At 65.2% G+C, this 23,542-nt stretch carries 15 protein-coding genes; 3 read left to right on the forward strand and 12 right to left on the reverse strand.

What is annotated here, in order from left to right; translation table 11 throughout:
* Window positions 1–207 precede the first annotated feature (207 nt).
* From DMR_RS13490 to DMR_RS13500, 3 genes are all read right to left on the reverse strand, one after another.
* Entirely contained in the window at window positions 208–3,795 is a 3,588-nt protein-coding gene (locus DMR_RS13490; RefSeq protein ID WP_015861465.1) for a PEP/pyruvate-binding domain-containing protein, read from the reverse strand.
* Between the two features lie 83 nt (window positions 3,796–3,878).
* Window positions 3,879–7,574, reverse strand: coding sequence for a pyruvate carboxylase (locus DMR_RS13495; RefSeq protein WP_043600689.1), 3,696 nt, complete (start codon window positions 7,572–7,574; stop codon window positions 3,879–3,881).
* A 69-nt stretch (window positions 7,575–7,643) separates the two neighbouring features.
* Window positions 7,644–8,657: a biotin--[acetyl-CoA-carboxylase] ligase gene (locus DMR_RS13500; RefSeq protein WP_232502792.1), complete on the reverse strand. Its 1,014-nt coding sequence runs from the start codon at window positions 8,655–8,657 to the stop codon at window positions 7,644–7,646.
* On the opposite strand from DMR_RS13500, the gene DMR_RS13505 reads away from it, so the two are divergent.
* From DMR_RS13505 to DMR_RS13515, 3 genes are all read left to right on the forward strand, one after another.
* The gene (locus DMR_RS13505) at window positions 8,656–9,831 is read left to right on the forward strand and encodes a tRNA nucleotidyltransferase (protein WP_015861468.1); all 1,176 of its coding nucleotides are present in this window, start codon (window positions 8,656–8,658) and stop codon (window positions 9,829–9,831) included. The genes DMR_RS13500 and DMR_RS13505 overlap by 2 nt on opposite strands.
* Window positions 9,832–9,892: 61 nt before the next feature.
* Complete coding sequence (locus tag DMR_RS13510; protein WP_015861469.1) at window positions 9,893–10,312, forward strand: nucleotidyltransferase substrate binding protein; 420 nt, start codon at window positions 9,893–9,895, stop codon at window positions 10,310–10,312.
* Window positions 10,305–10,598 (forward strand): nucleotidyltransferase family protein, encoded by a 294-nt coding sequence (locus tag DMR_RS13515; RefSeq protein WP_015861470.1) that lies wholly within the window; start codon window positions 10,305–10,307, stop codon window positions 10,596–10,598. The genes DMR_RS13510 and DMR_RS13515 overlap by 8 nt, the downstream gene beginning before the upstream one ends.
* A 281-nt stretch (window positions 10,599–10,879) precedes the next feature.
* Here the strand turns inward: DMR_RS13515 and lon are convergent, their stop codons facing one another.
* From lon to DMR_RS13560, 9 genes are all read right to left on the reverse strand, one after another.
* Complete coding sequence (gene lon, locus DMR_RS13520) at window positions 10,880–13,339, reverse strand: endopeptidase La (protein WP_015861471.1); 2,460 nt, start codon at window positions 13,337–13,339, stop codon at window positions 10,880–10,882.
* Window positions 13,340–13,469: 130 nt separating this feature from the next.
* Window positions 13,470–14,723: an ATP-dependent Clp protease ATP-binding subunit ClpX gene (gene clpX / locus DMR_RS13525; RefSeq protein WP_015861472.1), complete on the reverse strand. Its 1,254-nt coding sequence runs from the start codon at window positions 14,721–14,723 to the stop codon at window positions 13,470–13,472.
* 165 nt (window positions 14,724–14,888) lie between these two features.
* Entirely contained in the window at window positions 14,889–15,497 is a 609-nt protein-coding gene (clpP, locus tag DMR_RS13530; protein ID WP_015861473.1) for an ATP-dependent Clp endopeptidase proteolytic subunit ClpP, read from the reverse strand.
* A 162-nt stretch (window positions 15,498–15,659) separates the two neighbouring features.
* Window positions 15,660–16,982, reverse strand: a complete 1,323-nt coding sequence (tig, locus tag DMR_RS13535) for a trigger factor (protein WP_015861474.1) — start codon at window positions 16,980–16,982, stop codon at window positions 15,660–15,662.
* 200 nt (window positions 16,983–17,182) lie between these two features.
* The gene (locus DMR_RS13540) at window positions 17,183–18,748 is read right to left on the reverse strand and encodes a hydantoinase B/oxoprolinase family protein (RefSeq protein WP_015861475.1); all 1,566 of its coding nucleotides are present in this window, start codon (window positions 18,746–18,748) and stop codon (window positions 17,183–17,185) included.
* Between the two features lie 15 nt (window positions 18,749–18,763).
* On the reverse strand, window positions 18,764–19,510 hold the full coding sequence (locus DMR_RS13545; protein WP_015861476.1) for a hypothetical protein: 747 nt from the start codon (window positions 19,508–19,510) through the stop codon (window positions 18,764–18,766).
* The gene (locus tag DMR_RS13550) at window positions 19,507–21,495 is read right to left on the reverse strand and encodes a hydantoinase/oxoprolinase family protein (RefSeq protein ID WP_015861477.1); all 1,989 of its coding nucleotides are present in this window, start codon (window positions 21,493–21,495) and stop codon (window positions 19,507–19,509) included. Before DMR_RS13550 ends, DMR_RS13545 begins: the two co-directional genes overlap by 4 nt.
* A gap of 246 nt (window positions 21,496–21,741) precedes the next feature.
* A complete protein-coding gene (gene icd, locus DMR_RS13555; RefSeq protein ID WP_015861478.1) occupies window positions 21,742–22,893 on the reverse strand; it encodes an NADP-dependent isocitrate dehydrogenase in 1,152 nt (383 codons plus the stop codon).
* Window positions 22,894–22,951: 58 nt separating this feature from the next.
* On the reverse strand, window positions 22,952–23,380 hold the full coding sequence (locus tag DMR_RS13560; RefSeq protein WP_015861479.1) for a hypothetical protein: 429 nt from the start codon (window positions 23,378–23,380) through the stop codon (window positions 22,952–22,954).
* Window positions 23,381–23,542 lie beyond the last annotated feature (162 nt).

Here is a 23,542-nt window from a genome sequence, read left to right on the forward strand (position 1 = left end):
GTTGCCGTCGTCCCTGGCCCGGGCAAGGCGACGCGCCCTGGCCGCGCGGCCAACAGCGCTCCCGACCCGGCTTGCGGCCAAGCAGAATGTTTCCGCCCCAGGCCGCAACCCCGGCCTGCCGGGCACGCCAGCACGAAAAAGCGGCCTCCGACAATGTCGGAGGCCGCTTGCTTGCGTTGTTTGCCGCCGGCGGCGAGGCCTGCCCGGCTACCAGCTCTTCTGACGCTGGGCGGCCAGGGCCACGGCCTGCTCGTCGTAGTTCTCGAAACCGGCCTGGCGCAGGGCGTCGAACACCGTGCCCGGCCAGTCCCAGGTGGCGTAGAGCACCGGCTTGTGGAACAGCTTGCGGAAGGTCTCCATCTCCTGACGGTAGAAGGCGGCCTTGGGGCTTTCCAGGTTCTCGCGCAACTGCTCGCCAAGACGGGTCAGTTCGCCGTCGTACCAATCCTTGATGTCGGCGGCGGTGTCGTACTTCTTGGCGATGTGCTCGTACTTGTTTTGCTGAAGCACGGTCTTCAGGCGCGCCAGATGCTGCTCGCCAAGCCACGTGCCCAGGCCCGAAGCCGGGATGTTCTCGTCCTCGACATGGGCCATGTCGAACTTGGTCTGGTAGTAGGTGTCGGGCACAACCGATGCGCACACGATGCCGGCGATGGCGACCAGGCCCCGCAGGATCACGCTGTTGGATACGCCCTGGCCGCAGAAGCCCACCTTTTTGCCGTACTTCTGGCCGGCGAAGATGGTGACCAGAAGCGCCCAGACCACGGCCGGGTCCTCTTCGTCGTAAATGTGGCGCAGTGCCGGATTGTCGCGGTCGGTGCCGAGCACCATTTGGGTCATGTCGTTGGAGCCGATGGAGAAACCGTCGAACTCCTGGATGAACTGCTTGGCCAGGATGGCGTTGCTGGGGATCTCGGACATGATGAACATCTTGAGTCCATCGTCGCCCGATTGGAGCTTGTGCACCCGTTCGAGGTAGCGCTTCATGGAAACGGCTTCTTCCACGGTGCGCACAAAGGGCAGCATGATGTTCAGGTTCTTGCCGCCGTAGATGCCGCGCGCCAGCTTGAACGACTCGATTTCCCAGTCGTGGATGTTGCGCGACACGCCACGGTAGCCGAGCATGGGGTTGTCCTCCAGGGCCTCGAAGAGGTTGCCGCCAAGGAGGTTTCGGTACTCATTGGATTTGAAATCCGTGGTGCGGTAGAGAATGGGCTTGCCGTGGAAGGCCATGGCGAAAAGCCCCAGGCCCTGGGACAGGGTCTGGACGTAGAGCTCCTTGCCGCTGCGGAAGCCGCGCGAGGTGAGCTGCTTGCGGATCTTGCCCAAAAGCGCGTTGAGATCATCGCTTTGGGACTTGATGCCGACCTGCCGGGCCACTTCCTGGCGCATGGCGGCGATCTTGGCCAGCACGTCCTTGACCAGCGGCTCGTCGGCCACGGCGGCCATGCGGTCCTCGATCTGGGCCTTGATCTCGTAGCGCCGCTTGACGTCGTCGGGTTCCACGGCCTTGGTCTGGAGCTCGTCCCAGTAACCGAGAATGATGGCCACATGGGTAAACAGATCAGCCGAAGTCTTGAGCATGTCCAGACGACGGGTGGTCGCTTCGAGATAGTGGTCGAGCTTTTTTTCCAGGTCGCGGATGCGGCGGTGCACGGCCATGACTTCGTCGGTGCCGCGCGCGCCGGAGTGGTCGGCCAGGTTGTCCAGCTCGGCGGTCAGGCCCGTGATGAGGCCGACGTAGCCGCGCAGCTTGATCTGGACGTTAATGAAGCCGGCGGCCATCTGCTCGCGCACGACCTTGGCCAGCTTGGCGTCGAGTTCCTTGACCTTGGATTCAATGAGACTCGGCAAGGTGCCGTTGTCGTAAGCTTCCAGGGCCTGGGGGTGGACGCCGATGTTGCCGAGCATGAATTCGGCGCGCAGCAGGCCCACCTCGAAGTCGGGGACATTGCGCAGGCGCGACAGGAACAGCGCCTGGCCCACGTCGGCCAGGATCAGGCCGACCTTGGTCTTGGTGACCGGCAGCTTGGACAGGTCCATCTCGCCGCCCACTTCGACCAGGGGCAAAAGGCCCCGGTAGACGCAGCCGCGCGAGCCGTCCACGGTGACATACTGGCCGTCCAGGGAGCGCAGGGTCTCGGCCCGCTGGATGCCGATGATGGCCGGAATGCCGAGTTCGCGGGAGGTGATGGCGGCGTGGCTGGTGTCGCCGCCGGCGTCGGCCAGGATGGCCGAGGCCACGCGCATGCCCGGCACCATGTCCGGGTCGGTGCGTTCGGCGGCCAGGACGTCGCCTTTCTGGATCTTGTTGAGTTCCAGGGCAGAGCGCAAAAAGCGCACCATGCCCTGGCCGGCCCCGCGCGAGGCGCCGTTGCCCTCAAGGATCACTTCGGCCGAAGCGGCGGCCCGTTTTTCAACCTCCATGCGGCGCATGAAAATGGTGTCGGGATGCAGCTCCAGCTCGTCGTTCCAACGGGTCTCGGGCCGGGCCTGGACGAACCACAGGCGGTCGGACTCGTCGATGCAAAATTCCGTGTCCATGATGCAGCCGCCGTAGGCGGCCGAGATGGCGCGAACGCCCCGGGCCACTTCCTCGGCCTGGGCCAGGGACAAAGCCCAGCGGTAGGCGATCTCGTCGGGCACCTTGACGAGCTTGGTGCCGCCCTCCTCGTCGTCATAGACGATCTTTTTGTCCTTGTAGCCCATGTTGCGGATGACGACCTCGGGGCCTTCGTCGCGCTGGAAGACAAAAAGCTTGTCCGGGGTCACCATGCCGCCGACCACGGCTTCGCCGAGGCCATAGCTGGCGTCGATGGAGACAAGGTCGTTGCGGGCGGTGCCGCGGCAGCCGGTGGCGGTGTCGGCGGCAAAGGCGGTGCCGGAGATCACGGGGTTGATCATGCGCATGATGCACACGGACAGCGACGTGTTCTCGATGGCCCATTCCTGCTTGGCGACTTCGGCGATGGAATCGTCGCCGGTGCGCTCGGCCAGGGCCACGGCGTCGAGGATGGCCTCGCGGCGGTAGGTCATGGAGCGCAAGTTGTAGGCCGAGGCGCAGTCCCACTGGTAGGCGCGCACGCACTGGGCCGCGCCGACGATGTTGAGATAGGTGTCCTGCAGGCCGGCGAAAGCTTTCTTGCGGCTGTCCTCGCCGGCGGCCGAGGAGCGCACGGCCACGGGCACGTCTTCCAGGCCGGCTTCGCGGCAAATGTCGTTGTAGGCGCTGGCCACGGCCTCGCGCACACCGGCCGGCATGTCCACGGACAGGATGGCGGCCTGAACGAGGACGGAACGCTTGCGCAACTGGTCGATGCCTTCGGGGGAGGTGGCGAAGCCCTCGACCACGTTGTTGATGAACGTGCGCAGCTTGATGGAGGAACCCGGGGCGTCGGCGGTCTTGAGACGAGCCTCCTCGGCCAGATTACGCACGAGATTTTTCATGTATTCCGGGTCACTGTTGACTTCCTCGTCATTCCAGTCGACCCGGCGGTAGCCGTCGTTGACCACTTCACGGATCAGCGCGGCGTTGACCTTGGTTTCGTCAAGGACCCGATGGAAAGCCACGGAGGACACGGCCCGGAATTGCGGGGCGCGGATGCCCTGGATCTGGCTGATAAGCGCGGTGTTATAGTTTTTCCCACCGACCAGAATCTCGGCTTCCTCGCCGATGCCGACGATGTCGGCTCCGGTGAGAATAAGCGTGGCGGCGGTATCGAGAGCCGCGCCGGTCTCATTGGTGGACGGGTTTTCGTCCTGGCGCGGTTTGTCATTGGACTGGTTCTTGGCCATGCTCCCCTCCTTGTCTCTCCAGACTCGATGGGCCGGCGTCTTACCGCCGGCCCCACTATGACACGTTCGCGGCAAAAGTTACATTACATCTGCTGGCCGCAATTCGGACAGAATTTGAAGCCGTCGTCGCCCAAGGGCTGGCGGCACCCCGGGCAATCCTTGGAAACCGGGGCCAGTTCGACCAGGAGCTCCCCTTCCTTGACCGGCACCATCTTGCGGTCGTTGGCGTAATCGGCGTTTTTGAGCACTCGTTTGACCGTGGCGTCAAGGGGAGCGGCCACGGTTTTTTCCTGCTTCATGACGGAGATGTTGAACAATTCCTCGCCGGTCTTGATGTAGTCGTTGGGCGAGACGTGCATGACCCACAGGTCGCCGGAGACCGGCGCGCCCACGTGGTAGGGGTTATTGGGGTCGGCCATCTCGACCTGGCTGGCCGGCCCGTTCTGGGCGGCGGCCACCTGGACCTGATAGCTCAGGATTTCCGAATCCAGGACATAGCGGACGGTGGCCATGCCGCTGTTGTCCGGGCGCGAGATGTCGAGCAGGGACAGGTGGTGGGGCTTGCCCTGGCTGTCGGCGAAGGTCAGCTCCTCGCCCGGCTCCAGACCCTCGAACCACACGTCCAGGGGAAGGTTGTTGGGATCGCCGAATTTCTTTCGAAATTCCATGGTCTTGAGCGCGTCGCCGGGGTGGTTCAAGTAGAGCACGAACTCTTCGTTGGACGGCTCGCGGCCCAACTGCTTGGTCAGGGCGGCCATCTCGGCTTCCATGTCCACCTCGCCCAGGGCGTCCAGGGGCGAATCCTCGGTGCGCGAGGCAATGGCTTCCTTCCACTCCGAGCCAAAGGCGCTCTCGTAGACCCAGTCGGGCGGGAACCCGAGCGGCATCTTGCCGAACTTGCCCAAAAGCAGGTTGCGGAAGGCGTCGTTGCAGTTGGCGTACAGCAGCAGCCGGTCGTGCTTGGCCGCCGGGGTCAGGCACTCGTCGCAGTTCTCGGACACGGCCTCAAGCACTTCGAGCATGTCCTTGACGGCCCGTTCGCCGCCGACCTTGTAGGCGCTGGTGACGGCCAGAAACGCCGTGTTCCAGGTGATCTGGGACCCCGGGGTGACGTCGTGGTAGCGCACGATCTTGCGGGTGCCGGCCAGGAACTTGAGCATGTAGGGCAGCAGGTGGATGTAGCCCTGCTTCATGGCCCCTTCCTGGGAGGAGCTGGTGGCCCCGCCGGGCATGGCGTGTTCCACCACGTCGTAGTCGATGCCCTGGAAATAGGGCGCGGTGTAGCGGTCGTAGTAGGGCATGACCTGCTTGAGCACGAAGTTGGCGGCCCGGATCATGTCCTTGTTCGCCTTGGTCAGAGCCACGGGCACGCCCAGGTCCTCTTCGATATAGGCCGCCGTGGACAGCACCTCGCCCTGGCCGTACCAGCGCACGGAAGCGCCGATGGCGGTGTCGACGATGTGGCAGCCGGCTTCGGCGGCGGCGCCCACGGCCGGGACGAACAGCCCGTCCGTGTAGTGGCGGTGGTAGTCGACGACCAGATCGGGGTAGGCCTTGCGGATGGCGGTAATCAGCTCGCGCACGAAACGCGGCGGACACATGCCGGCCATATCCTTCAGGCACAAGATGATGCTCTTGGCCGCCTTGGCCTTGGTCATGCCGCCGGCCTTGGCGGTCTGGTCGAGAATGGCCTCCAGCACGCCGAGGTAATGGGGCACGTCGAAGCCCCGGGCGTAGGACAGGGAGATGGCCGGCTCGAAGATGATGCCCGGCCGCGACAGGGCGACCTCGGCAAATGGATACATATTGTCAATATGATTGAGAAAATCAAAACAGCGAATGATGTCGTAGTGCTCGCAGATCATCTCGCCCGTCAGCCGCATGAGGTTGCGCGGTTGGGGCTTGTAGCCCAGCACGTTGGTGGAGCGGATGAGCAGCTGCTTCATGGTCTTGGGCGCGAACTCGTTCCACTTGGCCGCCTCGGAGAAGGGGTAGGTCATGTTGGCCATCATGGCCACGTGGAAGTGCGCGCCGCCGCCGTTTTCCAGGGAGAAGAAGCCGCAGTTGTCGAGATACGGCCCGACCAGCTCATCCTCGGCCAGCCGGAAGCGGTTGCCGCTGTTGGACTGGGTGATGTCGCGGGTGGTGGTGTCCACGAAATGGACCTTGCCGGAGTCGCGCACCATGTCCAGGACGGCCTGACGGTCGCCGCGCGGATAGGGGCTTTCCGGCGAACGCAGATCAGCCTCGGGCATGTGGGGCGTGAAGCGCCCCAGGCGGTAGTCCTCGCGGCCCCGGTACTTGCCGAGCTGGACATGGGGGTTGTAGCCCCGGGCCGAGACCTCGGCCACCAGCCAGGCCAGGCGCATGGCCTCTGACTCCTCGTCCTGGTAGTTGAGCAGATAGGGGTTCTGGGTGATGAACTTGGTGTCGAAATCCCCTTTCATGAACTCCGGATGGCGCAGAATCTGGCGGTGGAACGGGATCGTGGTCTTGAGCCCGCCGATGATGTACTCGCGCAGCGCCCGTTCCATGACGGCCACGACCTTGGGCCAGTTGCGGCCGTAGGAAATAAGCAGCGCCCCGGCCGAGTCGTACTGGGTGGGGAATTCGTAGCCGGCCGTCAGGCAGGAATCCAGCCGGATGCCCTGGCCGCCCGGGGACAGGTAGCGGGTGACCGAACCAGCGTTGGGGGCGAAGTTCTGCTTGGGGTCCTCGCAGTTGATGCGCAGCTGCATGGCGTGGAGGAACGGCCGGGTGTCCACGCAGTTAAAACGCAGCTTGCCGCCGAAAGCGATGTTGATCTGCTCTTCGACCAAATCCACGCCGTAGCGGCATTCGGTGATGCCGTGCTCGACCTGCAGCCGGGTGTTGACCTCGATGAGGTACGGCTCGCCGTTGGCGTCGACCAGAAATTCGACCGTCGCCAGCGAATAATAGCCGGTCTCGCGCACCAGCCGCTCGCCGTAGTCCTTGAGGCGCTGGCGCAGCTCGTCGGTCATGCCGCGCCAGGGCGACGGCGTGATTTCCACGAGCTTTTGGTGGTTGCGCTGCACCGAGCAGTCGCGTTCGTCAAAGGCGAACACGTTGCCGAAGCGGTCGCCGGCCACCTGGATTTCGATGTGGCGCACGCTGGTCAAGAGCTTTTCAACGAAAAGATGCGGGTTGCCAAACGAGGCCTGGGCCATGGCCGAAGCCTTGGAAAAGGCGGATTCGAGCTGGGCTTCGGAATAAATTTCGTAGATGCCCCGGCCGCCGCCGCCGCCCTCGGCCTTGAGCATGATGGGGAAGCCGATTTTTTTGGCGATTTCCCGGGCCTCGGGGATGGTGACCGAGCCTTCGGAACCGGGCACCACCGGGATGCCCAGGCTCATGGCCAGCCGGCGCACTTCGACCTTGTTGCCCAGGCTTTTCATGGCGTCGGCCGAGGAGCCGATGAAGATGATGCCGGCCTCGGCGCATTTGCGGGGAAATTCGCAGTCTTCGGAGGCAAATCCCCAGCCCGGATGGATGGCGACCACGCCCCGGGCCTTGGCTTTCTTGATGATGCCGTCGATGTCGAGATAGGCCCGGGGATCGGGGCCCAGGGTGATGAGTTCATGGGCGCCGGCGGTGGCCGGGGACGCCATGTCCACATCGGTTACGGTGAGCACGGGAATGGCGCGCAGGCGTTCGCGGATGGAACGCAGCACCCGGCGGGCGGAAATGCCCCGGTTGGCGACAAGAATCTTCTTTCCTTCAACCTCGGAAAGCACTTCCTGAAACGTCTTGGCGATCATGCTGTCCTCTGACCCCTGAGGGCGACCTGTCCATTCTCTTTTAGAGTGACGATCCGGCGGGGGCCGGCATCAAAGGAGGGATATACTCCCGCAATGAAGCGTCAAATCCTGCCCTGGCCCGGATTCGCCACGCAGCAGCCGAAGTCCCCCGTCCTCGGCCAACCCGACGATCCGTGCCCGAAACCCGTCCGATCCGCTCTCGCGCACGAAGACTTCCCGGCCAAGCCAAGCCAGACGACGCTCGACAAAACGGGACAATGCACTCGAGTCCGATAGCGCAACGCACTGGAAGTAGCAGGTTTGCCCAAACTTCACAAGTTCGCCCCACAACGTAACCGCGCCCGGCACTTCGCCAAAGTCGGCCAACGCGGCGGCCGGGGCGGCGTGATCCCGACGAAGCGACGCCGCATCCGGGGCCTCGGCGCAGTTTATGCCGACGCCGGCCACAATACGGCCATGTCGTTCTTCAAGGAGGATTCCCGCGACCTTGCGCCCCTCGATCAGAAGATCGTTGGGCCATTTGACCGTGGCGGCGAATCCCCGGGCATAGAGCGCATCGGCCAGACAGGCCCCGACCACCACCGGGGCCATGGCGGCAAGCGCCCCCTCCCCGGCCGGCCAGGACAGGGCGGCGTAGATGTTGCCCGGCGGCGAAATCCATTCCCGACGCATCTGGCCCCGGCCGCTGGTCTGGGACACGGCGACAACCGAGGCAAAAGGCGGCAGCAGGCCGGCCTCGGCAAAGGCCCAGGCCGCGTCCAGGCTCGTGGCGCACGGGCCGACGACCAGGATGGCCGGAGCGCCGGCCAGGGCCGGGCCTTCGCCGCGCAGCCAGCGCCCGGCCGCCGGCCCATATTCGGCCCCCAGCTCTACCGTCCGCCACGGCCCGAGCCGGGCCATGTCGGCGGCCCACAAGGGGTGCCCGGCGGCCAGAAATCCCGGTGAAACCGGCCCGGCCAGACCCGGCCCGCCCGATTCCCACAGCCACACGCCGCCGCTTTCGAAGGGGTTTTGCGACAAGGGGCGGCTGGCCCCTGGATTTTTGACGGCATTTGGGACAATGTCCGCGCCGGAGTCATGCATGAAACGGTATCTCGTAGGCGGCGCGGTCCGCGACATATTGCTCGGCCGGCCGGTTGTGGATCAGGATTATCTCATTGTCGACGCCACGCCCGAGGCGTTCGTGAGACGGTATCGAAGGGCTCGGCAGGTCGGCAAGACCTTTCCGGTCTTCATGCTGGGCAGCGCCCAGTACGCCTGGCCGCGCGGCGACAGCGTGGCCGAGGATCTGCTGGCCCGGGACCTGACGATAAACGCCATGGCCATGGGCGATTCCCGGGAGATCGCCGGGCGGCTGCATTTCCACCCCCTGGCCCTGTCCGACCTGCGCGACCGGTGGCTGCGCCCGTGCGGCGAGATGTCCATGTTCGACGATCCGCTGCGGGTCTACCGGGCAGCCCGGTTCGCCGCCTCGTTGCCGGATTTTTCGCCCCACCCCGAGCTTGTGGCCCAGATGCGGGCCGTGGCCGCCTGCGGCGTGCTCGGCGACGTCTTTGCCGAGCGGGTGGCCCAGGAAGTGCGCAAGGCCCTGGGCACGACCAAGCCGTCACGCTTTTTCCAGCTCCTGGCCGACACCGGCTGTTTGCTGCCCTGGCTGCCCGAACTCGAAGCCGCCCGCCACGTGCCGGCCGGCCCGCCCGAGCACCACGACGGCAGCGTGTTTGACCACATGCTCGACATGGTCGACATCCTGGCCGGCGACGCCCTGGCCGGCTGGATGGCCGTGTGCCATGACCTGGGCAAGATTGCCACGCCCGAATGCGAATGGCCGCGCCACCACGGCCACGACGACCGTGGCGAAGGCGTGGCCGGGGAACTCGGCCGGCGGCTGAAGCTTCCCAACCGGGTGCGCGAGGCCGGCGAGGCCGCGGCCAAGCTCCACATGAAAGCCGCCCGCTATCACGAACTGCGGGCCGGCACGCGGGTGGACATGCTCACCTGGCTGCACAAGCACGACATGGTGGAACCGCTTTTCGAGGTGGTGCGCGCCGACAGCGGGGCCAGCGTCCTGCCGCAAGCCAAGCGCGACCTCAAGGTGATGCTCTCGGTGCATCTGCCCGGCAAGCAGCGCCAGCGCGGTCCGCTTTCGGGCGAGCGGCTGCGCAACCTGCGCTGCCAGAAGCTGGCCGAGCACGACAAAGCCCAGGGCCGCGCCCCCGAAGGCGTGGACGGCGAACAAGGGCAGGCCCAGGGATAGGCCTGGGCTGGCCCGCGGCCCGACCTGACCAGCCGGCCGCTACGGCGGCAAGGAGAAGCCCATGGCCCTCGACCTGACCAGCCTGACCAAGGCCATCGACGCCCTGGATCGGTCGCTGGCCGCCACGGCCGACGGACTTCCAGCCATCCCCCCGAACCTGCGCGACACGGTGCGGGCCGGCATCATCCAGCATTTCGTAGTGGCTTACGATCTGTGCTGGAAATTTCTCCAACGCTGGCTGCGGGAGAACGTCTCCCCGACCGATGCCGACTTCCCGCGCACCCACAAGGATCTTTTTCGCCAGGCGGCCCGGGCCGGCCTGCTCGACGACCCCACACCCTGGTTCGGTTTCGGCGATGCCCGCAACCTGACCTCCCACACCTATGACGGCGAAACCACCCTGGACGTCTGCGAGGCGGCTCGGCGCTTCCTGCCCCAGGCCAAGGAACTGCTGGCCCGGCTGGCCGACCGCAATGATTGACCTCGCCCCGGACCAGCTCGACACCGTGCGGGCCATCCTGGCCGCCCACCTGCCCGAGGCCACGGTTTTCGTCTTTGGTTCGCGGGCGCGCGGCACGGCACGGCCCCACTCCGACCTCGATCTGGCCGTGGCGGCCGACGCGCCCCTGCCCCTGGGCCGGCTTGAAGCCCTGCGTGACGCCTTTGCCGCCTCCAACCTGCCCATGCAGGTCGACGTGGTGGATTACCGGGCCGTCTCGACCGCGTTTCGGCGGATCATCGACGCCACCAAAGCCCCCTTCGAATAGCCTCAACAGGCCGGCGGGAGCATCCATCGACCGCCCTGCCCGCCTCTTGAAACAGACGCACCACGTATCGCCGATAAAAAAACGCCGGGACGGCGACCGTCCCGGCGTTTCAATAGCATCTTCAGGCGAAGCCTGGCCTCATAGCAGCCAGCGTTGCCGGCCGACTCCTCCCCCTTTACCCTTTTTCCCATTCGGGGGGTCTGGGGGCCTCAGGCCCCCAGCCGCCGGAGGCACTCTTCCCTTCTCTTTTCGTCTCGTCTCGTTGCTTATCGCGTCCGTTCCTAATGCCGCTGTTCCAGGCGATATTCTTCCTTGAGCAGCGAATCGGACAGGGGCGCGGCATTGGCGTCGCGGCCGCAGAACAGGCGCGCCTGGTCCTCGCAGGCCAGGGCCTTGGACAGCACCTCGTCCATGCTTTCGACCTTGATCACTTCCATGTCCTTGAGGATAGCCTCGGGCACGTCCTTCAAGTCTTTTTCGTTTTCCGCCGGGATGATGACCGTGCGGATAAGGCCCCGGTGGGCGGCGAGCAGCTTCTCGCGCAGGCCGCCGATGGGCAGCACCCGGCCGCGCAGGGTGATCTCGCCGGTCATGGCGATGTCGTTGCGCACCGGGAGGTTTAAAAGCGCCGAGATCATGGTGGTGGCCAGGGTGATGCCGGCCGACGGGCCGTCTTTCGGGATAGCGCCCTCGGGCACGTGGATATGGATGTCGATTTCCTTGTGGAAATCAGGCTTGAGGCCATAGAGCCCCGAGCGGGAGCGCAGGTAGGACAGGGCCGCCCGGGCCGACTCCTGCATGACGTCGCCGAGCTTGCCGGTGATTTCGACCTTGCCCGAGCCGGGCATGATGGCCACTTCGACCATGAGCAGCTCGCCGCCGACCTCGGTGTAGGCCATGCCGGTGCACAGCCCGACCTTGGGCGCGGGCTCCATCTCGCCGTGGCGGTGCTTGGGCACGCCGAGGTAGCCTTCGAGATCGGCCGTGTCCACGACAAAGCCGCCTTCGGGTTCCTTGCCCTCCACGAGCTTGCGGGCGGCCTTGCGGCACACGCTGGCGATCTCGCGTTCGAGATTGCGCACGCCGGCTTCCCGGGTGTAGCGGCGGATGATGGTCAGCATGGCCTCGTCGGTGAGCTGGATATTTTCCGGAGTCAGGCCGTGCTGCTCGATATTCTTGGGCAACAGGAACCGGCCGCCGATCTGCGCCTTTTCGGTTTCCAGGTAGCCGGGGATGCGGATGATCTCCATGCGGTCCTGGAGCGGCAGCGGGATCGAGTGCAGGGAGTTGGCCGTGGTGATGAAGAAGATCTTGGACAGGTCGTAGTCCAGATCAAGATAGTGGTCGCTGTAGGCGTAGTTCTGCTCGGGATCAAGGACTTCGAGCAGGGCCGAGGACGGATCGCCCCGGAAATCCGTGCTCATCTTGTCCACTTCGTCGAGGCAAAAGACCGGGTTGTTGAATTTGACCCGCTTGAGCGACTGGATGATCTTGCCCGGCAACGCCCCGACATAGGTGCGGCGATGGCCGCGAATCTCGGCCTCGTCACGCACGCCGCCCAGGGACAGGCGCACGAATTCCCGTCCCATGGCCCGGGCGATGGATTTGGCCAGGGACGTCTTGCCGACGCCCGGAGGGCCGACCAGACACAGGATAGGACCCTTGATGCGGTCCACCAGCTTCTGCACGGCCAGATATTCCAAAATGCGTTCCTTGGGCTTTTCCAGGCCGTAGTGGTCGGTGTTGAGGATTTCCTCGGCGGCCAGGATGTCGAGATCGGTGTCCTGATAGACCTGCCAGGGCAGATCCAGGATCCATTCGACATAGTTGCGCACCACCGTGTACTCGGCCGAGGACGGCGGGGTCTGGCGCAGCTTTTTGATCTCGCGCAGGGTCTTTTCCCGGGCTTCCTCGGGCATGTTCTTTTCTTCGAGGCGCTTTTCGAATTCGGCCGCCTCGGCCCCGGGATCGTCCTCGCGGCCCATCTCTTTGTTGATGGCCTTGATCTGCTCGTTTAAATAGTACTCTTTCTGGTTCTTCTCCATCTGCTGCTTGACGCGGTTTTTAATCCGCTTCTCGATGGAGGAAATTTCGATCTCGCCCTGCAGAAACGCGTAGGTTTCTTCCAGGCGGCGCATGGGCTCCAGCTCTTCCAGCACGCCCTGCTTCTTGATGTAGTCCACCTTGAGGTGGGGCATGACGGCGTCGGCCAGGCGCCCCGGCGAGGTGATGGAATTAATCGCCAGGATGGTTTCCGGGGCCAACTTCTTGTTGATGCGGCCGTAGTGCTCCAGGGATTCCTGGGTGGCGCGGATCAACGCGTCGGATTCCGGCCCGTGGGTTTCTTCCTCGGGCACGCGGCGCACGGTGACCATGGGATAGTTGGCGTCCTCGCCCATGGTCATGGTCTCGGATTCCCACTCGGCCCGGTAAAGCCCTTCGAAGAGCACCTTGATGGTGCCGTCGGGCAGGCGAAGCATCTGGAGAATCTTGCTCACCGTGCCCATCTCGAAGAGGTCCTCGGAGGTGGGTTTTTCGGTCTCTGGCGAGCGCTGGGCGACCAGGAAGATCTTCTTGTCGTGGGCGGCCACGGCCTGTTCGATGGCCTTGATGGAGGCTTCGCGGCCGACAAAAAGGGGAGCTATGGAGCGCGGGAACATCACCACTTCCCGCAGACTCATCATGGGAAGACGTATGGTCTCGGCGGCGAACCGGTTGGAATCGAAGGTAAATCCAGACATGCAACCTCCCGCTGCGGGGTTAGTTTCCAGGCCCGCCTCCGGACCGGGCTTGAACCCGATCCGAAGGCCTGGCGGCAGGTTGTGAGGTAAGGCCGGAAAACCCGTTGTCAATCCGGGCGCGACAAGGGCTTCAGGCCGATTTCACTTCCTGATGATAAAACAGCAACGGTTCGATGCCCTTTTCCACCACGGCTTTGTTGATCACGCACTCCTTGACGCCGGTCAGCGACGGCAGCTTGTACATGATGTCGAGCATGATGGATTCCATGACGTTTCGCAGGCCACGCGCGCCGGTCTTGCGTTCGATGGCCTTCTGGGCGATGGCGTCCAGGGCGTTTTTGGAGAAGCGCAGCCGTACCTTGTCCAGCTCGAAAAGCTTCTGGTACTGCTTGACCAGGGCGTTTTTCGGCTCGGTGAGGATGCGCACCAGATCGGTCTGGGTCAGCTCCTCAAGGCTCGTGAGGATGGGGATACGGCCGACGAACTCGGGGATCAGGCCGAACTTGATGAGGTCGGCCGGATGGGCCTGGGTCAGCAGCTTGGACAGGTCGTCGTCGCTCTTGGCCTCCACCTTGGCCCCGAAACCCATGGCCGAACCGCGCTGGCGCTGGCCTACGATCTTGTCCAGGCCGATGAACGCGCCGCCCACGATAAAGAGGATATTGGCCGTGTTGAGCCGGATAAACTCCTGCTGCGGGTGCTTGCGGCCGCCCTTGGGCGGGATGTTGGCCTCGGTGCCTTCGATGATCTTGAGCAGGGCCTGCTGCACGCCCTCGCCCGACACGTCGCGGGTGATGGACGGGCTGTCGCCCTTGCGCGCGATCTTGTCGATCTCGTCAATGTAGATGATGCCCTTGCTGGCCGACTCGATGTCGTAGTCGGCGTTTTGCAGCAGCTGGACGAGGATGTTTTCCACGTCCTCGCCCACGTAACCGGCTTCGGTCAGCGTGGTGGCGTCGGCGATGGCAAAGGGCACGTTTAAGATTCTCGCCAGGGTCTGGGCCAGCAGCGTCTTGCCCGAACCGGTGGGGCCGATGAGCAGGATGTTGCTCTTGTCGATCTCCACGTCGTCGGCGCCGGCGGAACCGGCGTAGTAGACGCGCTTGTAGTGGTTGTGCACGGCCACGGCCAGGATCTTCTTGGCCTGTTCCTGACCGATGACGTATTCGTCAAGCAGCCGCTTGATTTCGGCCGGGGGCAGCAGCTTGCCGCCCTCGGTCTCCTCGGTGACGGACTCCTGGGCGATGATTTCGTTGCAAAGCGCCACGCACTCGTCGCAGATGTAGACGTCCGGGCCGGCGATGAGCCGCTGCACTTCGTCCTGGTTCTTGCCGCAAAACGAGCAACACAGCTCGCCCGACACGCTTCCTTTCTTCCTCGTCATACCGGAAATCCCACCCTGCCCGGCGTACCGGGCCTTTTTGACCGCGTCGCGGCCCTCGTGCGGCGTCCTATAAGCAAATCAGAGGGATCTGGTGAACAATCACCCTGAAAAATGGCCTTTTCCTGAAACAAACCTGACCAATTTTTCAGGAACAGGCCCCAAGGGCTATTCAGCGTCCTTTTTCTCAAGCCGTTCCCGGGAGGTCAACACCTTGTCGATGAGGCCGTAGGCCACGGCTTCCTCGGCGCTCATGAAATTGTCGCGCTCGGTGTCCACCTGGATGCGCTCCATGCTCTGGCCGGTGTGCTTGGCCATGATTTCATTGAGGGTTTCCCGGGTGCGCCGGGTCTCCTTGGCGTGGATCTCGATGTCCGTGGCCTGGCCCTGGTAGCCGCCGGAGGGCTGGTGGATCATGATGCGGCTGTGCGGCAGGGCGTAGCGCATGCCGGTGGCGCCGGCGCACAGGAGCAGCGCGCCCATGCTGGCGGCCTGTCCCAGGCACAGGGTGGAGACCGGCGGCATGACGTACTGCATGGTGTCGTAGATGGCCAGCCCGGCCGAAACGACGCCGCCGGGCGAATTGATGTACATGAAAATTTCTTTCTCGGGGTCTTCGGACTCGAGAAACAGAAGCTGGGCGCAGATCAAGTTGGCGACGTAGTCGTCCACGGCGCTGCCAAGCAGGATGATACGGTCGCGCAGCAACCGCGAATAGATGTCATAGGCGCGTTCGGTGCGACCGGTCGTCTCGATGACAATGGGTATCGTGGCCATCTGCTTCCCTTTTGTAGGCCGGAGGCGACGTTTTGCGACGTTTTTGTCGTCAAATCGGGACCGCCACATCCTTCCGGCTTCGGTTGCCGGACAAAGCGGCCGCTGCGACGCGGCCGCTTTGTCCTGGTTTCATTTTCAATGCAAGAAGCGGTCCCGCTCCGTCTAGTCCTGGGCTTCCTCGCCGGCCGGCTTTTCGACCGGGGCGACCTTGGTCACCAGGGCGTTGGCGTAGATCAGGTCCGCCGCCTTGTCGCACAGCAGCTTGTCGCGCACCATGATCATGAGGCCGTTGTCCTCATAGTAGCGCTTGAGCATGATGACGTCCTGGCCGGCCTGGGTCGAGAGGCGGTAGAAGAACGCGTCCATCTCCTGGGGAGTGACGGTCAATTCTTCCTTCAGGGCCACGGCGGAGAGGAAGATCTGGGTCTTGACCAGTTCCTCGGCGCGCGGGCGCATCTCGCCCTGGATGTCGGCCAGGGTCTTGCCGGTGGACTCCAGGCTCTTGCCCCGGCGCTCCAGCTGCCCCACGAATTCCTCGACCATCTGTCCGAGCTGCTGCTCCACAACGGCGGGCGGCAGCGGGAAGTCCAGGGTGGCCAGCAGGCTGTCCAGCAGCTTCTTCTGGGCCGAGGACCGGTGCAGGTCCTCGCGGGACTTCTTGTAGGACATGGTAATGGCTTCGCGCATCTTGTCCAGGTTTTCGAAGTTGCCGGCCTTCTTGGCCAGCTCGTCGTCCACCGGCGGCAGGGTGCGTTCCTTGATGACGTGGACGGCCACCTTCATGGTGACGGTGCGGCCGGCCAGCTCGGTATTGATGAAGTCGGCCGGGAAGGTGACATCCCCTTCCCCTTCATTGCCCGAGGCGATGGTCTTGACCAACTCTTCAAAGGCCGGCAGGGCCTGGCCTTCGCCCAGGGTCAATTCGAAATTCTCGGCCCGAACGCCGGGGATGGCCTTGCCGTCCTCGAAGGCCTCGAAGGTGACGGACACGATTTCCCCGTCCTTGGCCGGACGATTGTCGCTCAGCGGCTTCACTTCGGCCAGATTCTTGCGCACCCGCTCGATGACGGATTCGATGTCGGCCTCGGAGACGACGACGTCTTCCTCTTCCACGGCCTGGCCCTTGTATTCGGGCAGATCGAAGGCCGGGGCGTGCTCGAAGCTGAAGGTATATTCCAGGGGCTCGCCCTTGGTCAGGGCCGCTTCGCTCACGTCCAGGCCGGAGAGCGGCGACAGCTTGAGTTCGCCCATGATCTCGTTGATGTGCACGTTGATGAGGTCGGTGGTGGCTTCGCTGACGATCTCTTTCTTGAAGCGCTGCTCGACGACGCTGGACGGCACCTTGCCCTTGCGGAAACCCTTGAGGTCGGTCCGGGAGCGGAACATGGCCACGGCGGAAGCCAGGGCGGCGTTGGCCTCTTCGGCCGGCACGGACACGGTGACCTGCGTTTTGACAGGCGAAAGCTGATTAACGGTATATTCCAAGGCATCCTCCAAGATGTTCGCTGGCGGGCGGGCCGTCGCAGCGGATTTTCGGTCGTATTCTGGAAAAAATCGCAAGCGAATACAAAATGGGTCATGCTACAGGAAGCACCCCCAAATGAAAAGGGCAAAATGCCCCGCCACCGGCGGCGGCGGACCGCGCCGGAACATGGGGGCATAGGCGAGGCGGCGTCAAAAGGCAATCAGGAAGACGCGCCCCAGCCGCCGCCGCCCGGCGTCTGGATGCACAGCCTGTCCCCGGCCCGCAGCCGCACATGGAACTTGCCCGGCATGGCCATGCCGCCGGTACTGCGCGTCACCACATTGACGCCGGCCGCCCCTTCCCCGCCGCCGCAAAGGCCCCAGGGGCCGCGCAGCCGCCGGTCGGAGAGGACCGTGGCCTCCATGGGACCCAGGGCCTCGATCTCGCGCACCAGCCCCTCGCCGCCCACATGCCGCCCCGGACCGCCGGAACCCTGACGCAGGGCATAGCGCGTCACGCGGATGGGGTAGGCGTATTCCAGGGCCTCCACCGGAGTGTTGAGGGTGTTGGTCATGTGGGAGTGGACGGCCGATTGTCCCGGGCCGGCCGCATCGGCTCCGGCCCCGCCGGCCAACGTCTCGTAGTAGGTGAAGGGTTTGCCGCTTCGCGGATCGACGCCGCCCATGGCCAGATTGTTCATGGTGCCCTGGGAGGCGGCCGGTATGCGGTCGGGCAGGGCCCGGGACAGGGCCAGCAGGATGACGTCCACCAGACGCTGGGAGGTCTCGACGTTGCCGCCGGCCACGGCGGCCGGGAAACGGGCGTCGACGAGGGTTCCGGCCTTGGTCGTGACGTCGATGGGCCGCAGGCAGCCGGCGTTGGCCGGCACGGCCTGGCCGGCCAGGGCGCGGAACACATAGAGCGCGGCGGACACGACAATGGCCCGCACGGCGTTTATGCAGCCGGGCGTTTGCGGATCGCTGCGGGAAAAATCGAGTTCGGCCCGGCCGCCTTCGACGGTAAGCGTCAGGCGCAGGGTCGGTTCGTTGGTTCCGGCCCCGTCGTTGTCCAGGCTGTCGGCCGCTTCATAGGTTCCGTCGGGGATGGCCTCGATGGCGGCTTGCATGAGGCGTTCGGCGTAATCGAGCAGCGCGGTACCCATGGCGGCCAGCCGTTCGCGGCCGTAAGCGGCGGCCAGCGCGGTCAGCCGGGCGATGCCGGTGCGGTTGGCCATGATCTGGGCGGCGAAGTCGCCCTGGCGCTCCTGGGGCGTGCGCACGTTGGCCAAAAACAGGTCCATGACGCCCTGGACGATCTCGCCTTCGGCCACGATCTTGACCGGCGGTATGACGAGGCCTTCCTGAAAGATGGAGGTGGACAGCGGCATGGAGCCGGCGGCCATGCCGCCGACGTCGGCGTGGTGGGCGCGGCAGGCCACGTAAAATAAGGGTGAGTCGCCGCCGGCATGGACGGGCGCGACCAGGGTGATGTCGGGCAGATGGGTGCCGCCCCGGAAGGGATCGTTGAGCATGACCATGTCGCCCGGCCCGAGGTCGATGGCGTCGATGGCGGCGCGCACGGACAGCGGCATGGAGCCGAGGTGCACGGGGATATGGGCGGCCTGGGCGATCATGTCGCCGCCGGAATCGAACACGGCGCAGGAGAAGTCGCGGCGTTCCTTGATATTCGGCGAATAGGCGGTCCGGGTCAGGGCGACGCCCATTTCCTCGGCCACGGAAGCGAATTTGTTCTTGAAGACTTCGAGGGTGATCGGGGTGATGTTCATGGCTGCTCCGTCCCGTCAACCGTTGCGGCGCGCGCCCTGGCGCGCCAGATAGGCCGAAAAATCCCCACTATACGCCCTACTCCCCACATGGGTGAGCTTGCCCGCCACGCTCACATGGACTTTCCCGCCGATGTCGCACCAGCGTTTGCAAAACGCATAATCCTCGGGAAGATAGTTGCGCGTCTCGGGGTCGATCATGGTGTCGAAAAACGCGAAATTGTCCGCCGCCGGTTCGTTGGTGCAGGCAAAGCCGTAGTGCAGTTCCGGGTAGGCCGCCGCCAACTTTACCAGCACTTCGCGCCTTATCAGCATGAACCCCGTGGCCGCGTACTCCACTTCCAGAAACCCTTGCCCGTCCACCTGGCAACCGGGTTTGAGCTTCACGGCATAATCCAGGCTGGCCGCCTCGGCCGCGGCCGGCGGCGTGCCGGCCGGCTGGGCCATGACCCGGTCTAGGGCGAGTCCCTTGACCGGATAGACGCCGCAGACCACGTCCTTGCCCGAACCGAGCAGATGCGGCACGAGCAGCGGCTCGAAGGCGATGTCGGCGTCGATAAACAGCAGATGCGTGGCCGATTCGTCGCGCAACACGGCACTCGCGATGGAGTTTCGCGCCCGGGTGATGAGGCTCTCGTGGCAGGGGGTGAGCAGCCGAAACGGCGTCCTGGCCCGGTTGAGCACGTCCTTTACGCCCATCATGGCGAGCATGTACGGCACCGTGACCATGCCGCCGAAGCACGGCGTGCCGATGACGAGCGTCACGCCGTCGCGGCCCGCCCGCCGTCCACGCTGATGACCAGATTCCCGAACCCGTCCACCTCGGCAGCCACCCCTGGCGGCAGGAAGGTGGTGGCCGAGGTCTCGGCCACCAGGGCCGGGCCGGACAAGGTGTTGCCGGGCAGCAGTTTGTCGCGGTCGTACCACATGGCCGCCTGCTCCGCGCCCTGCCAAACCAGGGGTTTCCAGCCCAGCATGGCCTCGGCCGGCACGCCCGCCACCAACCGCTCGGCCTCGGTGAACTGCGGCTTGTCGGTGATGACCCGGGCGCGGATGCGCAGCGTCACGATCTCGATGACCGCCTTGGGATGCTTGAAGCCGAAGACGGCCTCGTGGCGGTTGTGGAAGGCCAAAAACGGGTCGGCCACGAAGCGGATGGGCAGCTCATGGGACTGGCCCTGGTAGCGCATGTCGAGCTGGCGTTCCAGGACCATGCGCGCGCCCGGGGCTTCCTCGGCCATGACCTGGCGCGCCCGGGTTTCGAGATTGCCGAAAAGCCCGGCCACCTCGATGAGATCGGTCTTGTCCGAAGCGGCCATGACCGTCTCGGAAAAATCGCGCACGATGTCTGCGAAAAGCATCCCCAGGGCCGAAAAAAGGCCCGGATGGCGCGGCACGACCACCGTCTTGACGCCAAGGAGCCGGGCCAGGGACACGGCGTGCAGCCCGCCGGCCCCGCCGTAGGACAGCAAGGCGAAATCGGCCGGATCGTGGCCGCGTTCCACGGAAATGACCCGGATGGCCCGCTCCATGGCCGCCTCGGCCACGGCGACGACCCCCTCGGCCGCCTCCACGGCGGTCAGGCCGCCGGCCGCGCCCAGGGCCGTAAAGAGTTCCGGCAAGCGGTCGGGGAAAAGCGGCATCTGGCCGCCCAGGAAATGGTCCGGGGACAGCCGGCCCAAAAACAAGTTGGCGTCGGTGACGGTGAGCCCGTCGCCTTTGCCGTAGCAGGCCGGGCCGGGCACGGCTCCGGCGCTCTCGGGGCCAACGACCAAGGCCCCGCCGGCGTCGAGGCGGGCCAGGGAGCCGCCGCCCGCGCCCACGGTATGGATGTCGAGCATGGGCGTTTTTATGGGCAACCCGGCCAGCTCGGTCTCGGCGGCCATGGACAGCGCGCCGTCGAGCAGCGACACGTCGGTGGAGGTGCCGCCCATGTCGAAGGTGATGAGCCGGTCAAAGCCGGCGGCCTTGCCCATGGCCAGTCCCGCGACCACGCCGCCGGCCGGGCCGGACAGCACCGTGCGCACCGGTTCGCGCCGGGCGGTCTCGGCCCGGATCAGGCCGCCGCTCGACTGCATGACGCAAAGCTCGGCTCCCTCGGGCAGGCCAGCGGCCAGATCGCCGAGATAGCCGGCCATGACCGGGGCCACGTAGGCGTTGGCCACGGTGGTGGCGGCCCGCTCGTATTCGCGAAATTCGGCCAGGATGTCCGAGGACAGCGACACCGACAGCCCGGCCTCGGCCAGGGCCTCGCCAAGAAGCAGCTCATGCTCGGGCTTGAGGAACGAAAAAAGCAGGCACACGGCCACGGACTCGGCTCCCGAGGCGGCCACCCGGGCCGTAAGCTCGCGGACGGCCTCGGCGGAAAGCTCCTCGATGACCTTGCCCTCGGCGCTCACCCGCCCGGGCGCGCCGAAGCGCAAGGCCTCGGGCACCAGACACGGTTCCTTGCGGCTGGCCAGATCGTACAGCTCGGGCCGGTTCTGGCGGCCGATGGCGATGATGTCCTCAAAGCCCTGGTTGGTGACGAAGGCCGTGACCGCGCCCCGGCGTTCGAGCAGGGCGTTGGTGGCCACGGTGGAGCCGTGCATGACGCGCCGGGCCGGGACAGCCAGCCGGGCAAGGCCCGAAAGCACGGCCCGGGCCGGATTGTCCGGGCTCGACGGCAGTTTGACCACGGCAAAACCGTCGTCCGTCCAGCAGATGACATCGGTAAACGTGCCGCCGGTATCCACGCCGACAACGGCCATCGCGCCCCCTTTTTCCCTTTTTGCAAGGGATGGCAGCTACCTGGTTGACGAAAATGCAATGCGTCCCACGCCACGAGGCGTGGACCAGGGAGGCGCGCTGGCAAAAAAAATCGCGCGCCGTTCCCGGGCGGCTGGGCCATCCCGGGCCGGGCGGAACCACTATTGCGGATTTCCGATTTTTTTCAAGGGGCAACGCCGCCGCGTCACGACGACGTGACGGCGTTGCCATGGAATCGAAAGGAAGAACTACAGGTTTTTGGCCAGCAGTTCGCCAAAGGCGGCGCAGCCGATGGTGGTCGCGCCCGGAATCTGGTCGGCCAGATCCACGGTGACCTTTTTCTCGGAGATGGTCTTGTCCATGGAGTCATGGATGAGTTTGGCGGCCTCGTGCCAGCCGAGGTGCTCCAGCAGCATGGCGCCGCTCAGGATCAGGCTGCCGGGGTTGGCCTTGTCCTTGCCGGCGATGCCCGGGGCGGTGCCGTGGGTGGGCTCGAAAAAGGCCAGCTTCTCGGACATGTTGACGCCCGGAGCCAGGCCCAGCCCGCCGACCTGGGCGGCCAGGGCGTCGGAGATGTAGTCGCCGTTTAAATTCGTGGTGGCGATGACGGAATAATCCTGGGGCCGCATGAGCGCCACCTGGAACATGTTGTCGGCGATGCGGTCTTTCACCACGATGGGCTTGGTCCCGCCGGCCGCCGCGTCCTGCTCGGTCATGCACTGGGCGGCGAATTCCTGGGCGGCCACTTCGTAGCCGAAGGCCCGGAACGCGCCTTCGGTGTATTTCATGATGTTGCCCTTGTGGACCAGGGTGACGCTGGGCTTTTTGTGGTCCACGGCGTGCTGGATGGCCTTGCGCACCAGCCGCTTGGAGCCGGCCGGGGTGATGGGCTTGATGCCGATGCCGGCGGTCTCGTCCACCTTGGCTCCGAGTTCGTCGCGCAGGAACGCGATGAGCCGCTTGGCCTCGGGCGTGCCGGTGGCGTACTCGATGCCGGCGTAGACGTCCTCGGTGTTCTCACGGAAGATGATCATGTCCACGAGATCCGGGCGCTTGACCGGCGATTCGATGCCCTGGAAATAGCGGATGGGCCGGATGCAGGCGTAGAGGTCGAGCACCTGGCGCAGGGTGACGTTTAAGCTGCGGAAACCGCCGCCGACCGGCGTGCCCAGCGGTCCCTTGAAGGCCAGCTCGGCCGTGGTCAGGGCCTCGACGGTGGCCTGGGGCAGGTATTCCCCGACTTCCTTGAAGGCCTTCTCACCGGCGAGCAGTTCCTTCCACACGAGCTTTCGGGCTCCGCCGTAAGCCTTGTCCACGGCGGCGTCGAGAACCGGCCGCCCGGCCTTCCACACGTCCGGGCCGATGCCGTCGCCCTCGATCCAAAATACCGTCTTTTCCATGCGCCTGGGCTCCTCTTGGGAAAATTTAAACAAAAAAGGAAAATAGAAAGGGAGCCGGTCATTTGTCAACCGGCCGCCCGGCCGCCGGCGGCCCCGGCGGCCCGGGGTCCAGAAAATGGGCCGCGAACTGCCGGGCCACTCGCCGTTGCCGGTGTTCGGGCATGGTCCAAAACTCGGCGTCGGCCCCACACAGGGCCAGGAGCTGGACTAGTGCCGCCTCGCGGCCATCGCGGTCAAGGGTTGGCCAGTCGGGCCGGGCCATGCGCCGGGCGGCCTCGCCGCGGCAGGCGTCGACGTAACGCTTGGGAATGGGGGCCTCGGCCGGAGCGCGCAGGTCCGGGCCGCCCACAGCCCGGGGATCGGTCCGGCCGCCCTGGCGCATGTTGCCCAAAAGCGGAAAATGCGGCGACGGGACAACCTCCCGCAACACGAAAAGCAGACCGGCGAACAGGAAAAAGGCCAGCGGAACCAGCGGTTTTCGATCCATGACGGACGTCCCCGGCCGGTCGGCGGCGGATGCGTCCGTCACCGTTGCCCGCACCCTGCCCCAGTCCCGTCCCCGACGGCTCGGGAACGGTCCAAGGGGGCAAGCGGACTCGACGATCGCTCCCGGCGCTTCCCGGCGGCCGCCCCCAGCCGGAAAACCGGC

Source organism: Solidesulfovibrio magneticus RS-1 (assembly GCF_000010665.1).
GTDB lineage: Bacteria > Desulfobacterota > Desulfovibrionia > Desulfovibrionales > Desulfovibrionaceae > Solidesulfovibrio > Solidesulfovibrio magneticus.

Bases quoted from the DNA above. Each gene is read 5' to 3' on its own strand.
- DMR_RS13490 (WP_015861465.1), bottom strand. From the start codon at position 3,795: ATGGCCAAGAACCAGTCCAATGACAAACCGCGCCAGGACGAAAACCCG.
- DMR_RS13495 (WP_043600689.1), bottom strand. From the start codon at position 7,574: ATGATCGCCAAGACGTTTCAGGAAGTGCTTTCCGAGGTTGAAGGAAAG.
- DMR_RS13505 (WP_015861468.1), top strand. From the start codon at position 8,656: ATGAAACGGTATCTCGTAGGCGGCGCGGTCCGCGACATATTGCTCGGC.
- DMR_RS13500 (WP_232502792.1), bottom strand. From the start codon at position 8,657: ATGCATGACTCCGGCGCGGACATTGTCCCAAATGCCGTCAAAAATCCA.
- DMR_RS13510 (WP_015861469.1), top strand. From the start codon at position 9,893: ATGGCCCTCGACCTGACCAGCCTGACCAAGGCCATCGACGCCCTGGAT.
- DMR_RS13515 (WP_015861470.1), top strand. From the start codon at position 10,305: ATGATTGACCTCGCCCCGGACCAGCTCGACACCGTGCGGGCCATCCTG.
- lon (WP_015861471.1), bottom strand. From the start codon at position 13,339: ATGTCTGGATTTACCTTCGATTCCAACCGGTTCGCCGCCGAGACCATA.
- clpX (WP_015861472.1), bottom strand. From the start codon at position 14,723: ATGACGAGGAAGAAAGGAAGCGTGTCGGGCGAGCTGTGTTGCTCGTTT.
- clpP (WP_015861473.1), bottom strand. From the start codon at position 15,497: ATGGCCACGATACCCATTGTCATCGAGACGACCGGTCGCACCGAACGC.
- DMR_RS13540 (WP_015861475.1), bottom strand. From the start codon at position 18,748: ATGAACATCACCCCGATCACCCTCGAAGTCTTCAAGAACAAATTCGCT.
- DMR_RS13550 (WP_015861477.1), bottom strand. From the start codon at position 21,495: ATGGCCGTTGTCGGCGTGGATACCGGCGGCACGTTTACCGATGTCATC.
- icd (WP_015861478.1), bottom strand. From the start codon at position 22,893: ATGGAAAAGACGGTATTTTGGATCGAGGGCGACGGCATCGGCCCGGAC.
- DMR_RS13560 (WP_015861479.1), bottom strand. From the start codon at position 23,380: ATGGATCGAAAACCGCTGGTTCCGCTGGCCTTTTTCCTGTTCGCCGGT.